The 15,842-nt window shown below is 60.5% G+C and carries 9 protein-coding genes; 4 read left to right on the plus strand and 5 right to left on the minus strand.

What is annotated here, in order from left to right:
* The coding region (locus tag R3C19_24900; GenBank protein MEZ6063602.1) for a DUF1501 domain-containing protein at nucleotides 1-1,384 on the minus strand (1,384 nt) is incomplete at its 3' end.
* 10 nt (nucleotides 1,385-1,394) lie between these two features.
* Nucleotides 1,395-3,887 carry a PSD1 and planctomycete cytochrome C domain-containing protein gene (locus R3C19_24905; GenBank protein ID MEZ6063603.1) on the minus strand — a complete coding sequence of 831 codons (2,493 nt, stop codon included), beginning with the start codon at nucleotides 3,885-3,887 and terminating at the stop codon, nucleotides 1,395-1,397.
* A gap of 756 nt (nucleotides 3,888-4,643) precedes the next feature.
* Here R3C19_24905 and R3C19_24910 point away from each other — a divergent pair.
* From R3C19_24910 to R3C19_24925, 4 genes are all read left to right on the plus strand, one after another.
* Nucleotides 4,644-7,145, plus strand: a complete 2,502-nt coding sequence (locus R3C19_24910) for a hypothetical protein (protein ID MEZ6063604.1) — start codon at nucleotides 4,644-4,646, stop codon at nucleotides 7,143-7,145.
* A gap of 452 nt (nucleotides 7,146-7,597) precedes the next feature.
* On the plus strand, nucleotides 7,598-8,125 hold the full coding sequence (locus R3C19_24915; protein ID MEZ6063605.1) for a hypothetical protein: 528 nt from the start codon (nucleotides 7,598-7,600) through the stop codon (nucleotides 8,123-8,125).
* A 379-nt stretch (nucleotides 8,126-8,504) separates the two neighbouring features.
* Entirely contained in the window at nucleotides 8,505-9,155 is a 651-nt protein-coding gene (locus tag R3C19_24920; GenBank protein MEZ6063606.1) for a sigma-70 family RNA polymerase sigma factor, read from the plus strand.
* A 462-nt stretch (nucleotides 9,156-9,617) separates the two neighbouring features.
* Nucleotides 9,618-12,077, plus strand: a complete 2,460-nt coding sequence (locus tag R3C19_24925) for a protein kinase (GenBank protein ID MEZ6063607.1) — start codon at nucleotides 9,618-9,620, stop codon at nucleotides 12,075-12,077.
* Nucleotides 12,078-12,107: 30 nt separating this feature from the next.
* On the opposite strand, the gene R3C19_24930 is transcribed toward R3C19_24925, so the two are convergent.
* The 3 genes from R3C19_24930 to R3C19_24940 form a co-directional block, all read right to left on the minus strand.
* Entirely contained in the window at nucleotides 12,108-13,148 is a 1,041-nt protein-coding gene (locus R3C19_24930; protein ID MEZ6063608.1) for a transglutaminase-like domain-containing protein, read from the minus strand.
* 118 nt (nucleotides 13,149-13,266) lie between these two features.
* Nucleotides 13,267-14,667, minus strand: a complete 1,401-nt coding sequence (locus R3C19_24935; GenBank protein ID MEZ6063609.1) for a Gfo/Idh/MocA family oxidoreductase — start codon at nucleotides 14,665-14,667, stop codon at nucleotides 13,267-13,269.
* A 500-nt stretch (nucleotides 14,668-15,167) separates the two neighbouring features.
* Complete coding sequence (locus tag R3C19_24940; protein ID MEZ6063610.1) at nucleotides 15,168-15,698, minus strand: LptE family protein; 531 nt, start codon at nucleotides 15,696-15,698, stop codon at nucleotides 15,168-15,170.
* Between the last annotated feature and the right edge of the window lie 144 nt (nucleotides 15,699-15,842).

Below are 15,842 nucleotides of genomic sequence, written 5' to 3' on the forward strand. Positions count from 1 at the left end.
ACGGTTGTCCGTCGTTCTGGTCGATGCGTTCGGGACGGCCTTTGTCGTAGTAGACGATGTCGCGGTGGTTCAGTCCCAGCAGCCACATCACGGTTGCGTGCAGGTCGTGGACGTGAAGGCGGTTTTCGATGGCGTGCAGGCCCAGATCGTCCGTCGCGCCGATGGTTTGCCCGCCTTTGATTCCGCCGCCGGCCATCCACATCGTGAAGCCGCTGGGGTTGTGGTCACGGCCGTCACCCTGTTCGCTCATCGGAGTCCGTCCGAATTCGCCGCCCCAGATGACCACGGTGGATTCCAGCAGGCCGCGTCGCTTCAGGTCCTGCATCAGTCCCGCCACGGGCAGGTCGCTCTGCCGGCACATGGCTCCGTGATTCTTTTCGATGGCGGAGTGTGAATCCCATTTGCTGCCGGCACCGTGATAGAGCTGGACGAACCGCACGCCGCGTTCGACGAGTCGCCGGGCCAGCAGGCACTGGCGCCCGAACGTCGCGCAGTGCTTGTCGTCCAGGCCGTACAGTTTTTGTGTTTCTTCGGTTTCCGTGGACAGATCCACGGCTTCCGGAGCCGACGCCTGCATTCGAAACGCCAGTTCGTAACCTTTGATGCGTGCGTCCAGTTCCGACTGCTGAGGCCGTCGTTCGGCATGTCGGCGGTTCAGAATTTCCAGCGCTTTCAGTTTTCGCCGCTGCCGGTCGGCGGATTCGTGTTCCGGACGAGACAGGTCAGACACCGGTTCGCCCGTCGCGTTGAACTGAACTCCCTGATATACAGCGGGCATGAATCCGGTGCCCCAGTTGCGCGAGCCGTTGACGACTTCGGTGGCGGTGTCCTGCATGACGACAAACGCGGGAAGGTTGCTGTTTTCGGTTCCCAGCCCGTAGTTCACCCACGCTCCCAGCGACGGCCGGCCGGCGATCGGCGAACCAGTGTTCATCGAACAAACTCCGCCGGCGTGGTTGATTCCGTTGCTCCAGCAGCTTCGAATCACGGCCAGATCGTCGGCGCATTTCGCGGTGTGAGGCAGCCAGTCGGAAATCCACAGGCCGCTGTCGCCGTGCTGAGCCCAGCGGCGCTTCGATGCCAGAATCGGAGCCTTCGCTTCACCCATCGCCAGGATCGGCGTTTCGTACGAATCGGGCAGAGGCTGACCGGCCAGCTTATTCATCAGCGGTTTCGGATCGAACAGGTCAACGTGGCTCGGCCCGCCTTCCATGAACAGAAAGATGACGCTTTTGGCCTGAACGCGGCGGTGAGCCTGCAGAGCCGCCGTGTTGGTTTCTCCGGCCGCGCTTTCGGCAAGCAATGCGGCCAGCGGAAGTGCTCCAAATCCGGCTCCGGCTGTCAGCAGCATTTCCCGGCGCGATTGAAATCTGTGGATGGTCATGCGTGATGCCTTAGTCAACGTAGACAAACTCATTCGAATTCAGCAGGACGTGGCACAGGTCGGCCAGCGGCGATTCCAGAGGTGCCGCCGCATCGGCGTTCGCGTCGGCGTTCGCATCGGACGAACCCGACGCGGTTCTTAACTGTGCGAGCATTTCCGTGGCCAGCGATGTTTCATCAGCGGTCGGCGGTCGGTCGTACGCCAGTTGGAACGCTCGTGCGATGACGACAGCAGGATCGTCGCTGTTGGTTTCGTCGAGCACTCGTCCGGCCATTGCGGCTGCGCGAGCACGCGCCCATTCGCCGTTCATCAACTGCAGTGCCTGAGTCGGCGTGGTTGTGACCGAACGCTTCGGAATGCTGTTCAGCCCGTCGACTCCGTCCAGCGACTTCAGCAGCCGTTCCGGACGATTGCGGATCGCCCTCAGATCCAGCGACCGACGCAGGCTGGTTTGTTCCACCGACGGCCCTCCCTGTTCTGACAACAGCTCGCCGGAAACAGACAGCATCGCGTCACGAATCTGCTCGGCCGCCAGCCGGCGGATGCGAAAACGCCAGCGAAGGCGGTTGCCGGGATCGATGTGTTCCGCTGCCTGCGCGTCCGGATGAAACGACGACATCTGCCAGGTGGCGGAGTTCAGAATCTGCCGATGCAGCCACTTAATTCTCCAGCCGTTTTGCACGAGGCTGGAAGCCAGCCAGTCCAGGAGTTCCGGGTGAGTCGGTTCGCCGCCGAGTGAACCGAAGTCGCTGGCGGTTTCGACGATGCCGGTGCCGAAATGCTGCTGCCAGATTCGGTTCACGATCACGCGGGACGTCAGCGGGTTGTCAGGCCGAACGATCCAGTCGGCCAGCGCGGTTCTTTGTCCCGTGGAATCGGCCAGCGGCTTTGGATCGAACGGCTGCGGCGTGATGATCGTAAATCCGCCCGCCGGAATGACGCGGCGTTTGGGGTCTGCCGCCAGATGGATCTGCGCAGGCACCGCGCTGACGTCTGCGATCGTGAACGCGGTTGGCAGCTTCAGCGGCGCATCGCCCGCGACTTCCTTCAGCCTGGCTTCCAGTTCTTCCAGCTTTTTCTTGTCATTGTCGCTGAACTTCATCCGTTCGATTTCGAAGTCCACCTGGCGTTTGACCAGGTCGGAGATCTGTTGTTCCAGCGGCGTTCGGTCGGCGGGGGCTTTCGCGTACAGAGCCTGGATGTCTTCCGTGAACTTGGGAACCGCAATGTTCCACGCCTTCTGCAGATATGGCTTCCACACAGCGTCGATTTCTGCGCGAATTTCGGTGCCTTTGGCCAGCCACGCGGCGTATTCGGCGTCGTAGCGGTCTCGCGCATCGCGGTCCGCGGCGGGAATGTCGTCACGCGGAATCACGGAACCAAAAGCCGCCTGCATCCGGAAATAATCCGCCTGCAGGATCGGATCGAACTTGTGGTCGTGGCAGCGAGCACACGCGATTCCCACTCCCAGAAACGCTTCACCGGTGACGTCAGTGATCTGGTTCAGAATGTCCTGCCACTGAGTCCGGGCGTCTCGCTGGTTGTATTCGTACAAGTACGTCCGCAGAAACCCGGTCGCCACCAGCGCATCGGCTCGGTCCGGCGCGATTTCGTCACCGGCAATTTGTTCGCGGACGAATTCGTCGTACGGCTTGTCGTCGTTGAAGGAATTGACGACGTAGTCTCGGTATCGCCAGGCCGTCGGCCGGTAGAAGTCGGCGCGAAAACCGTCGGATTCCGCATACCGCACCACGTCCAGCCAGTGTCGTCCCCAGTGTTCGCCGTAACGCGGATCCGCCAGCAGCCGATCGACCAGTTGCGGCCAGACGGTGTCGAAGTTCGCGTCGGAAAGTTCGGCGACTTCTTCCGGCGTCGGCGGGACTCCCAGGACGTCAAAGTAGAGGCGTCGGACGAGTTCCCGCGGTGTCGCGCGCGGCGCCGGAACAATTCCGCTGTGCTGCAGCCGCGCGGCGACGAACGAATCGACGTCCGTGCGACTCCAGCCCGATCCGGCATCCGGAACTGTCGGCTGTACGACCGGCTGAAGACTCCAGAAGCCGCGTTCCTCTTCGGTAAACGCGGCTCCTTCAAGTCGCACGGATTTTCCGTCTACAACCGGCCACGCCGCGCCGTCGGCGATCCAGCGTTCCAGATTCGCGATCTGCTCGGCGGTCAGCGGATCGTCGGGAGGCATCTGCAGAGACTCGTACCTCACTGCCTGCAGCAACAGGCTTTCGGTCGGCTGCCCGGGAGTCGCCGCCGCACCGGAATCGCCGCCCTGCAGCAATCCTTCCAAGGAATCCAGACGCAGGCCGGATTCCTGCTTGTTCTCTCCGTGACACTTCACACACTTCGCATGCAGCAGTGGACGGATCGTCGTCTCGAAGAAGCGTTCACGGGCCGCATTGTCGGCGGCGGATTCTGCCGGTGAAGATTCCTGGGCGAGCGCAGGCAGAGAAATCGAACACGCAATAAGAAGCAACGTAACGACTGGTTTTGGCATGTCTGCGGGGTCCGCGGGATGGTTGCGGCGGGAGGACGCACGATGTCGCCATCGTCAGCGGCGAGCGTCCTGCCTCATAGCTTAGCGACTCACTGCTCACGACTGAACAGCGTAGGCGAACTTCGCGGCATCATCCGCGGTGCCTACCGTGATAACCGCTACCGCAAGCCGTTCGGGCACAGACACCCAGCCCGAGATCCTTTCGCGTCGCGGTGAATTCAATTTTCACACAGAGGCACGGAGCCGTTGCCGGACTTTCCTCTGTGCCTTCGTGCCTCTGTGAGAGGGACCACGTCACTGTCGCGGTCGGAAGTCGGAAAAGTGGTCGGTGGTTCAAGCATGCGCCGGCGGTTTGCTCGCTGGATCAGGGCTCACGGGCGAAATTCAATTCTCACACAGAGCCACGGAGGCACGGAGCCGTGCCCGATTTTCCACTGTGCCTTCGTGCCTCTGTGCGAGACCACGTCGCTGGCGCCGTCGGGAGCCAGAAAAGTGGTCGGTGGTTTTTGGTTTTGTTCTGGGAATCGGGACTCCATTCGCCGTTTGTGATTCTTCCGGTTGGAGCAGGTTTGGTGGTGTCTTGTGGCCTCCTTTCGGCCTTTTTTGCTGCCGACGGGGCAGGAATTGCTGGTGATTGGTCAATGCCGGCGGTGCGGTCACGAAGACTCACGCTGCGGTGCCGACGCCGCGTTGACCTGTCTTTCGAAAGCTGCGACAAGCCGGATTCTGACCTTCGAATCTCAGGACGGCCCGCCGATGATGCCTTTCCTCCAACTGCCCGCCAGTGGTCTGCACTCTGACCAAAAACGATCTGACCGCGACCTGCACCGCCGGGTTTCCGCAGCGTTTTTCATCGCGGCCGGCATTCTGGTGCATTCCGGATGCGCAACGTCGATGCTGGAACAGAACATCGTGGAGGAGTTTTCCGCCGCGATCGATGAGGACAACGAAGCGGCTCTGCGGCGGATCGCGTCGACACGCTTCGAAGAAAAGGCGATGCGATCCCGCGACGCGCTGACGGACCTGCAGGTTGTCCACCTGCCGACGCAGGATCTGAAGGTGGTCAGCGTTGAAGAAGAATCCGAAAACGTCCGCAAGGTCACCGTCAAGGAGGAAGCGGGCGGCAAGTATCAATTCATCATCGTTCGCGACCCGGAAAAGGAACGCTGGGTCGTGGACGACGTCATGATGCGCCAGCGCACCAAGGGAACTCGCATTACGAAATCGACCACGGAAGTCATGGACCTGCTGCTGACGCTGCGCGAGTTCCTGGACATCTGGAGCGACGGTTCCCGCGAACAGATCCTGTCGATGGTCTCACCGGAACTGAAACACTCGCTGACCGACCTTCCCGCGGAATGGATGACGGCTCTGGCATCGCGGATCGCAGCGAATTACGAAGACGGCATGGCTCGCAAGCCGGAAGCTCAGCTTAACGTCGACGATGCCGTCGTGAAGCTTCCCGCGAAACAGGGATATCTGCTGGTCAGTATGATTCGCGAAGACGATACCTGGCTGATCGACGACATCGAACTGATCAGCCGCCGGGAAAAGGAACATCCCGGTTCGATTCGTCGTCAGGCTAACGCAATTGCATGCGTCACCAGGTTCCTGTCGGCGTACGCCGCACAGGATCGTGAGGGATTGCAGCGAGTGACCGAACGGCCGCTGTACGACGGGTCGCTGCAATTTGCCGATCTGACGATGGTGAAACTGCCGACTGCTGATTCTCCGCCGGAAGAATTCGACCTGCGCGCGTTTTCGGACAATCTGACCGTGATGATGCCGTCGGCACTCGACGTGGTTCGCTTTGATCTGGTGGAGCAGCCGGGATCTGATCCGGCGGCTCCTTCCGGTTCCAGCCGGCCTTTTGTGGTTCGCGAAGTTGTGCTGTACGAACGCGGCACGCAGCGGCAGAGAAACCTGTCGTCGATCTTCACGGCTCCCACGCGCGCGACGCTGTTTCTGGGAGCGCTGCAGGAAGTTGATGTCGATGTCCTGGCACAGATTTCGACGACGGAGTTTAGTCAGGCCACCTGGAAGCGGATTCGTCCCGACGTCGCGGGAATGCTGCCGATTCCCGCACTGCCGACGTCCGATCTGCAGCTCACCAACAGCAACATGCAGGGCCAGCGCACCGATCTGGAATTTCGCGCCGCTGACGGCACGATTCTGAATTGCCTGCTGATCAACGAAAACGGAACGCTGAAAATCGACGATGTGCAATACCCGGACACCAGCGGCCAACTGCTGTCTCTGAAGACTCAACTGAGCCTGATGACACCGCTGGTGGAGTTTGCTTCCGGCTGGTACGAACAGAACTTTGACGCGGTCCGCATGGCCAGCTCCAATAACTTCAACCGACTGGTGTGGAGCAACATGCAGTCCGTTCCGCAGCGCAGCGACATCGACCTGTTTGCTCTGGCCGGCCCCGTCCAGAGTACTCACGTGACCCTGGACCGCGCGACGGTCGTTGCCAGCAGGTCGCCAAATCGTCAGATCACGACGACTCTTGTGAAGGAACACGGATTCTGGGTTGTTGATGAGATTGAACTCACCGATAACAGCGGTCACCCGATTGCTCTGCGGGGCTCGCTGCGAGAACAGGTTGCTCAGGCGATGCTGCAGGGGCTGCCTCCCGGGAATCTGACGGTTGGATCGCAGCCGTCCGGCAGCGGCGACGTGGTCAGGCCGCTGTACGAAGTTCCCAGCGAAGCTCGAGATAAGGCCCCGGTGAGTCCCGCAGAGCACCGGCAATTCGTTGACGGCAGCGCGCGGCCGCAAAGGGTAGTGTCAGATGCTGTGTATCGGCGCGAGCTTACGCCGGGAGCCCCGGTTCGACAGCCGTTCGGATTTCCGAAGGACGCCGGACGCGGTATCCAGCCGCTGAACGCGCAGCCGTTGAACGCGCAGCCGTTGACTTCGCCGCCGCTAAATATGTCTGAAGAACGCGCTCTCCGGCCGCTGCAGCAGTCGACCGACGCGGCAACCGGAATTCAGGTGTTCGGGCCAAACGCGGCCGAAATTGCGGCTCGACGGTCGTCGCCATTGCTCGAATTGGATGCCGGTGACGTTCCTGGTAGTCGCCTCGATGCCGGAGTCGTCGATGATTCGAGAAGCATGCTGCCGGGTCCGGTAACGCCGCATTCGATGCAGGTCGGACGTTCTCCCGCGGCCCAACCGGCCGGTGGTTCAGTCGCGGGAAAGGCGGCTGCACGCATTCAGGAACCGGCGGACCAGCCCATTCCACTGTATTGACCGCACCGTTGGCCGGCCGGACCGCGCCCGGCGGGAGACCGCACGATTGGCCCCGGAACAAGGCGTGATTCGGGGTGCGGCTATCCGGCATCGCCCGTTTCTTCGAAAGAATGTCGAATGATGAGCTGTCATTCGGTTCATATGAAACGGGCGATTCGGGGACTTGGAACGCGGTGACGAGTCGCGGTGTTTCTATGACATCGCGTATTACTTCGATGGACGGACTCGCTGATACCGTGCCGCGGCTGTCGCCTTTCGGAAGTCTTGATCTGCGGTGGTTCGACAGTGGAATTGCCGGCGCCGGCCTGCTATCTTCTCCGCCCCGCTGACGCCCGCCGGATTCGCGATTCACCGGAACGCCGCGGGACGATGAACGCCGTTTCAATACGCTCAGGAAAGATTCGGCTTCGGCCTGAGATCAACGACCGCCGAGGCTGACAGGTTCAGGAATCATGGCAAAAAGCCGTTTGAACATGCGCCGCGAAGTCGAAGCGGCTGAGGCGCTCGAAAAGACTGCTCCGGCGAAGAAAAAGGCCTCCAGGAAATCGACCGCCTCCACCAAGGCCGCCAAGCCCGCCAAGAAAAAGAAGAAGTCGACCCGCAAAAAGGCGACCTCCCGCACGCGGAAAACCAAGGATACTCCCACGCGCCGTCGGCTGGTCTGGGTCATCTACAGCAGCACAATGCGCGAAGAAGGCCGCTTCCTGTATCACGATCGAGATCAGGCCGAAGAGAAGCTGGAGCAATTGCTTAGTAAAGGCAAACGCCGTTACTTCATTCAGCCCGTCAAGGAGCCGCTTGACGCCGATGGTCAACCAATTTCTCAGGGCGATGTGACCGCGCCGCCGGTTGATATGGATGAGGATGCGGAGGTAGAAACGAAGCCGGCTGAAAAGCTGAGCGAAGATGTCGAACTCGACGAAGCGGACGACGCCGGCGATGTCGACGTTGCAGATGTCGCCGAGGACGACGGCGACTGATGTTCGTCACCGCCTTTTCGTCACATGCCCAAAAAGCAGTCGGCCCGGTGGACAATTGATCCGGCTTGGTGATGAATGTTGCCAACTGCGCATTCCATCACTGAGAAGTATACGAATACCCTTGGGGAGCGGGACATTCCTGCTTTGACTAATCCCCGAAACCGGTTACGCTGACGAACTAGCCTGTTTGAAAATCGGGCAGGCATGCACCGAAACAGGGCCGTATCGCCGATCAAACGTCAGAGCGTTAATTCGGCGCGCAGTGGGAGAATAAACGGGAACATCGCATCTGCATTGGGGTCGTGCAATGACCAGAAATGTGCCCTCAGACAGCCCCAACCCAGCGGACCGCCGGTCCGAACCGGCGGATGAAGACCGCTTGTCGGAAGCTTCTGTTGACGACCGCTTTCGTGAGCTTCTGAAGCAGGTTCGCGACGGGACTCCGGGAGCGGCCGAGACGCTGGTTGACGAATACGGTCCCTGCATCAGGCGAGCCGTGCGACGGCGCATCAATGCGAAATTGCGGGATCGCTACGATTCGATGGATTTCGCTCAATCCGTTTGGGCCTCTTTCTTCGGCCACCTATCCGTCGTTTCAAGCTTTGGTTCGTCAGGAGACCTGGTTGGCTACCTGACCAGAATGGCGTCCAATAAAGTCATTGACGCCGGTCGAAGAACAGCCGCTCGCCCGGAACGCAACTCACAGGGCAAGCCCGGTCACATTGAATCGGGGTTTGACTATCGGCGAAGTTTCGCGGAACCAACACCCAGTCAGAATGCTGTGGCCAAAGAGTGCCGAGATCTTCTCACAGATCAGCCTCAGTCGACTCATCGCCGAATGGTGGAAATGAAGATTGCCGGCGCGAGTCACCAGGAGATCGCCGCGTTTGCGGGAGTCTCGGAACGTCACGTTCGTCGAGTACTTCGTCGGATTGTCCGGAAAGAGTTCCCAACCAGCGGTCTTAGTCCCTATGAAGGCGAGACTCAGAGCGAAGAACACAGTACGGACGACGACTCGACTGACTGGTAAACGGAGTTCCGTCCCTGCCCGTCTGCCCGGGACCTGCGTCCGGACAGTTCGGCCACGCGACGTGCGGTTACCAGCCGAGTCGAACGAAATTCACTGCGGGCCCCAATTGTAAGGCGATCGGCAGGTGTAGATTTTCCTGGAAGCCGCAGGGCGCTAGCCCCGGTTTCTCTGTGAACTGAACCGGGGCTGGCGCATGGCGGCTTGCAGACTGGTAGTAACTCATCTGTCGCACGCCTAAGTTCGTGCAATATCATCGCGGCCACGGTAGCCTGTCTGCAGTCGACGCCGGTTTTCGCGGCATGTTGGTATCGCATTGTTTTGGATGTTGGACGGACACGGTTTTGCAACCCGTGCTGGAACCAATGGAAGTCACTCTGCAGATGGAAGCGCCTCACACGAAATCGGTTACCAGCAGCGTCAACGCTTTGCTGATCTCAATGCAACTCTGAGCGGACCATTCCCATGCACGTCGCGACCGGCACGCCGGAACCACTGCCTCACGGTGGCATCGTTTCTGCGGAGCAGGCGAATGCGTTGGTAACGAAAATCGTTACAGCCGGCGACGACGTGGAGTTTTCCACAAAACAGATTCTGCAGCAGTGTCCGGAACTCCGGGAATTCCGCAGTTGTGTCCTCGATCTGGCCTACGAGGAATACTGCCGCAGGTGCGAAAACGGCCAGGCAGGCAGCGCTTCTGAGTTCGCCAACGGCTTCGGTTCACTCGGGCAGTCATTGCTGCACGTCATCCGATTTGACCGATTCCTGCACGATCATCCGTCGATGGTCGACGAGATTCCGGAATCGTCCTGGCCGAAGCCTGGAGAATGCTATCTCGGAAAATTCGACCTGGTGGAATCGCTCGGCAGTGGAGCGCTTTCGCGGGTCTTTCTGGCACGGCAGGCGGAACTCGGTTCCCGGCTGGTCGTCGTCAAAGTCTGCCTTCGAGGCGAACGCGAAGCGGATCTGCTGGGTAAACTGGAACATCCCGGCATCGCGCCGATTCATGGAATTGATCGCGATGAGGAAACCGGTCTCTCCGCGATCTGCATGCCGTTTCTGACACGGACCACGCTGTATGATCTGAGCTGTATGGCGGAACTGGCCAGCGCCCGCCTGGAAGTCCCCGAGAGCTACGATGCGGAAGAAGGAAAACGTCTGCAGGAAAAAATTGCCTGGCGGTGTCCCGACCTTCCTCCGGGCGATTTGCGGTGCTCGCATCTGCGAAAGATCCTGCAGACCGACAACAGCAGAAGCGACACGCCGAGGAACCAGCACGCCGACGCAGTTGCAGGCCGGAAACCGGTCGCATCCAGTACCGGTATTCTGCCGGATTCCGCTCCGTTTTCGACGGTGCTGCTGCACTGGGGGGCGGCACTGGCCGATGCCCTGGCCTTCGCCCACGGCCGAAATGTGCTGCATTGCGATGTCAAACCGGGAAACATCCTTGTGATGCCCGATCTTTCCGTCAGCCTGCTGGACTTCAATCTCGCCTCGCAGCAGGACGACGAACACGCCGGTCCCATCGGCGGCACCATTCCATTCATGGCGTCGGAGCAGCTTATGAGGCTGACATCCGCGCCGGTTGACTGGCCTGACTGCACTCCCGCGACGGATGTGTTCGGATTGTGTGCCTCGCTGTGGTTCATGGCGACGGGATATCCGCCGTTTGGCGTTCTGCCGAAGGAAACGCCGCAGATTGCGGCCGCAAAGATTCTGCTGGAACGTCAGCGAAACGGCGTCGGCGATGAACAGATCCTGGCGGCTCGCAGACGACTGCCCGAATCCGTCATCGAGCTGCTGTTGTCCGGACTGAGCTTGGATCCGCAAAAGCGTCCGGAAATCAGCACGGAACTGGCAGCCGGATTTCGACGACTGTTGCCGAAAAAACGATTTCACTGGTCGTGGCCGGCGTTCGCCGCCGTGACTGTGTGCCTGTCTACGCTGGCCGTGGCCGGACAACTCGCACTGAATCAGATTCCCGGACACGCGCTCTCGAATGCACCTGCCTCTTATTCCTCGTCCCGGGAACTGGCTGCCACCATGATGGCCGAAGGTCAGTTCGCGCAGGCGGAACCTATCCTGCAGGACCTTGCCGCCGGGGCACCGTCAGATTCGGCAATTGCCGCGATGCTGTCCCGCTGCCGGATCGGGCTGGCGGACTTCGCCGGTGCAGAACAGGCGGTGGCCCCTTTTGTCGATGCGGGCGGCAACGACGATTGCCGGTTTCTTCGTCTTTACGCCGAAACCTGCCAGGTGCATGAATTCTTTGCTGCACCACGACAGGGCATGGCCACTCGGCTGCCCCAGCAGTCACTTCACTCCGAACAGGAAACCCGGGACGTCGCAGCCACCTGGGATCAACTGGTGCAGCGCTGGTCGTCGCCGTCGGCCGAAGACAGGTTTCGCGACTACCGGCTGCTGAATCTGGCATGGATTCAGTTTCAGATGTCAAAGACGCAGGAATGCCGCGAGACCCTGCAGCAACTGCAGGTTCCACGTGATTCCGGAGACGGCTTCCGCAAGTCGCTGAACCGGCTGCGCGACAATCTGCTGATTGAGGACTGTATTCGTGAAGGAAACGTGCCCTCCGCCGATCAGTTGAATTCGCTTCAGTCACGAGTCGCTGAACAGGGCGTGCGAGGCGAAGTTCTGCTGTTGGTTCATGCTCTGCTGGTTCAGGCGGATCGCACGGACCAGAATGGCACCGATGAGCAGCGCGATCTCCTGGTGAATCAGTACCTGGAGGTTCTGGAGGCGCACATCGGAATCGATATTGACCCGATCGAAGCCCAGATCGTCGGTGAATCGGAATCACTTTCCAGAACCGGCAAGTCGCGGGAACTGGCGACGCTCATGAAGCGGTCGCTGCGGCCGATCCCAACTCGCCTGGACAGAATTCTGGTTCTGCCGCAAGCGCTGTAGCAATCGCTGATCCCGACGTATGTTCGATCGTCAGCGATCCTGCGCGTCGACTCGTTTGCCGGTCACCGTGTATCTTGTCGCGGGAGCGGTTCCCACGACGGAGGCCTGCCAAAAGGCGGCGCCCAACTGCAGGACTTCGACTTCCTTTCGAGTTCGGTTCAGTTTGACATCGAAGGTTCTGCCCAGCGCGACTCGGCGGTTGTCAAGACTGCCGAAGTAATGCCGCCGACTTCGCGGCGACTGGTCTCCCAGCGCGGGATCGACCGGGATCCACGTCCCGCCGGGGATCATGAATTCGGCCCACACGTGCCAGCCATCCACCTCGTCGCCCCAGAACCCGATGACGGGGCGCGCGGGAACTCCGGCGGCACGGCACACGGCGACGAACAGTGCGCTATAGTCGCAGCATTCGCCGCATTGTTCTTTCAGGCAAGAGGACGCTCCCTGCAGGCCGTTGACCAACTGGTAGCGAGTTCTGTCGATAACCCAGTCATACGCCGCGCGAGCCAGATCGTATGGCCGTGAATGTATTGCCTTCAACGCGTTCGCCTGCGTCCGGATCTGCTCATCGCGAACTTCAATCTTCGTTTCGGCGCGAGTAAACCGGCGGTAGTCTTCATCGACGTCATAGTCGTCGAACGAATGCTGCGGCACCTTCGAGTGATCCGTCACGGTGGCCGACGAAGTTACCTGGTAGCTCACAGCAAAATCCATTGACTGATTGTGAGCCGGCAGCCCGCTTGCCGTTTGCAGCCGGGCAACGTTCAGCGTCCCGGTTGTGTCCGGTTGAATTTTCGCCCGATCGGGCTCCGTGACCAGCGATGTCACTTTCTGACCGTAGCCGTCCTGCGGAACGGGCAGCCACAGTTCGATTGAAGTCAGGTCGCAGGTACCGTTGGTCAACGTCGCACGATGCTGAATCCGGCAGGTGACCGGATCGAAATGCCGGATGATACCGTCCGCGGACTCCGTGGCGTCTGCGTCGCGATTGTCGTTACGGACGTCATCGCCGGCCAGGGCCAGGGAACTCGCGACAGCACCGATCACAGCCGTTCCGGTGCGAGCCAGCATTCCGCGACGGCTGAGTCGATCGCGACTATGCCGCGAGCGGGGAACGACGAGGCTTCCAGACTCGCGGCGGCAAGAGTCGCGAAACGCATCAGTGTCCGCCGCGGCCGGTATGAACGGCTCACACTTCAATTTCGTAACCCCTGCGGCTCGGACGCGACTGCATACCGTTGGCCAGCGCGTCGTTGGGAATGGTCTGTGTGGCGGCGTCCCAGGTGATTTCCCGGTTCAGGCGAATGGCGATATTGCTCAGATGGCAGGTGTTGATCGCGGCCACGTGAGTCCACACGTCCGACGCCGGTTTCGCTCGGCTGGCGATGCAGTCGAAAAAGTTCTGCATGTGACCGACCAGCCTGCCGCGGTACAGATCTTCCAGCCAGTCGCCAGGCAGCGGATTGTCCGCGAGATCTTCGATCGGTTTCCCGGAAATTGTGCCGCGATTGACGAAGATGCGTCCCTGAGTGCCCTCCACCAGAATTCCGTTGCGGCCTTCGCTGGTGATTTCCATCAGCGCGCCATTGGGAAACTGAGCGTGAACGGTAAACCGATGGGGAGCGTTGTAGCGGTCGTCCAGTGTCGGGTTGCCCATTTCGTCGAACGGAACTGTGGTTTCGACCATCACCGGTTTCAGCGTTGTCGGACCCTGGCCGGGACCGTTCTGGTCGATGATCCACTGAGCGATATCGACGTGGTGAGCACCCCAGTCGGTCATTTTTCCGCCGCTGTATTCCAGCCACCAGCGGAATTCCGCGTGACAGTTCGACGCGTCAATGCCGCCGTCGCCCAGGTTTCGCACAAGCTCCTGACCGGCCTTGCCGTCTTTCAAGAACCGGTACGGAACATCCGCGGTTGGCCCTTTCCAGCGGTCCCAGTTCAGCGTCTTCGGCGGATCAACAACCGGCAGCGGCTTGCTGAACGGATTGTGATTGATGCCGACGGTGACCTTCGTGATCTGTCCCAATCGGCCGGAGTGTGCGATGGCAACTGCCTGCAGAAAACGTTCGTCGGAACGCTGCTGAGTTCCCACCTGCAGCACGCGGCCGGTGTCTTCAACGGCTTTGGAAATCACGCGGCCTTCGTCAATCGTCAGCGTCAGCGGCTTTTCGCAATACGCGTCCTTGCCGGACCGCAGTGCCTCGGCGGAGATCTTCACGTGCCAGTGATCGACAGTCCCGCAGACGATGGCGTCAATGTCATTGCGGTCGATGATGGCTCGGTAATCGTCGCAGACATCAATGTCGACAGTCGTACCCTTCTTCGACATTAATTCGGCGTACTGCAGCTTCGCTCGTTCCGCGTGGTCCGAATCCACGTCGCAGACGGCAGCGATGTCGGCGAAGTCAAGTGCCCGGTGACCGTCACCAGTTCCCTGTCCGCCGCATCCGATCACGGCGATCTTCGGCCTCGAATTCGGCGAAGGCGGCTGAACGGTCCCGGACACGCCCGTCCAGGCTCCAAGTGCCGTTGCAGCGGCGGCGACGGAAGTTGTATTCAAAAACTGGCGACGGCTGGAACGTGACATCAATCGACTTTCAAATGGAACCACCGGAACGGTCACCAGCCGTCGATTATAGCCGCGACGACACGCAAATTCTTACACGAACGTCCCGGATGACGAAATGCGTTGCTGACGGGATATCGACTTCTGTCGGCGAAGCGCCCGCGCACCCGCGTCCTTCCGAGCAGCGGCAGGGGGAGGTCGCACGAGCGGACCTATGTGCCGGAGAGCGAACGCGCATGCGACGGCCTGCCAGCGCAGCACGCCCTGCGCGGAGTTCCCTCCCCCGAACTTGCTTCGCTCGTTCGACCCCTCCCCGGTGGCCTTCGGCCGGGAGGGGTGCCGTGGAAGCTGCGCGTCCGCGCATGCACCTCTCCCCGCGCAGCGGCAGGGAGAGGTCGGGCCAGCGGAGCGATGCCCGGGAGAGGGCAGACCGCACACTCGACGTTCCGACAACGCAGCGCGGTCAACGCGCGGACGTGCTCACGGAGCTGTGCAGTCTCCCGAACGCGCGGTCGCGGTGCTCACCAGGGAGCTTCCGTCAGGTCCACGATCTGTGACGCGAGTCGAGTGACGGATTGCTGCTGAGCCGTTGCCAGGGAATGACCCAGTTCCGGGGCGAAGCTGACCTGTGATGACTGCTGCGCCAGAGTCTGACTGATCGGAAACGTGTGCTGCTGCAGGATTCGACCGGTTCGACGGTCAATCCACGTGACTTTCGCTCCCAGCGTCAATTGCAGTTCGCGAGGATCGTCGAACCTGGTTTCGCTCAGCACGTCCTTACGAATGTCGACGATGCGTCCTTCCAGAATCGTGTCGGCGGAATTTTCATCCGCCAGACGGTAGCTGGTGCGAGACTGAATTTCGCGCTGGACGGCTTCCGTCAGCAGATAGTCCAGATTCCGTCGGAAGGAATCGGTCTGGAACACGGGTACATGAATCGTCCGGACTCCCTGCACCGCGGACGGGCCGAGCATGTAGCCACAGCCGGCCAGCAGCGCTGTCGCCGCCGCAAGCAGAGCGAATGTCAACACTGCTCGATTCATCCGTGACATGAAGGAAAGTTCCCGCGAACGACGGGGAGCGAAGGTGGGACGCTGAGGTTTCAGATTTCAGATGTCAAATTTCAGATTTCAGATGTCCGGGAGGGCGAGAGTCTGCATTCCTCGAACCACGCCTGAAATATTACTTGTGTCCTG

It is taken from the genome of Planctomycetaceae bacterium (genome assembly GCA_041398785.1).
Taxonomy (GTDB): domain Bacteria; phylum Planctomycetota; class Planctomycetia; order Planctomycetales; family Planctomycetaceae; genus JAWKUA01.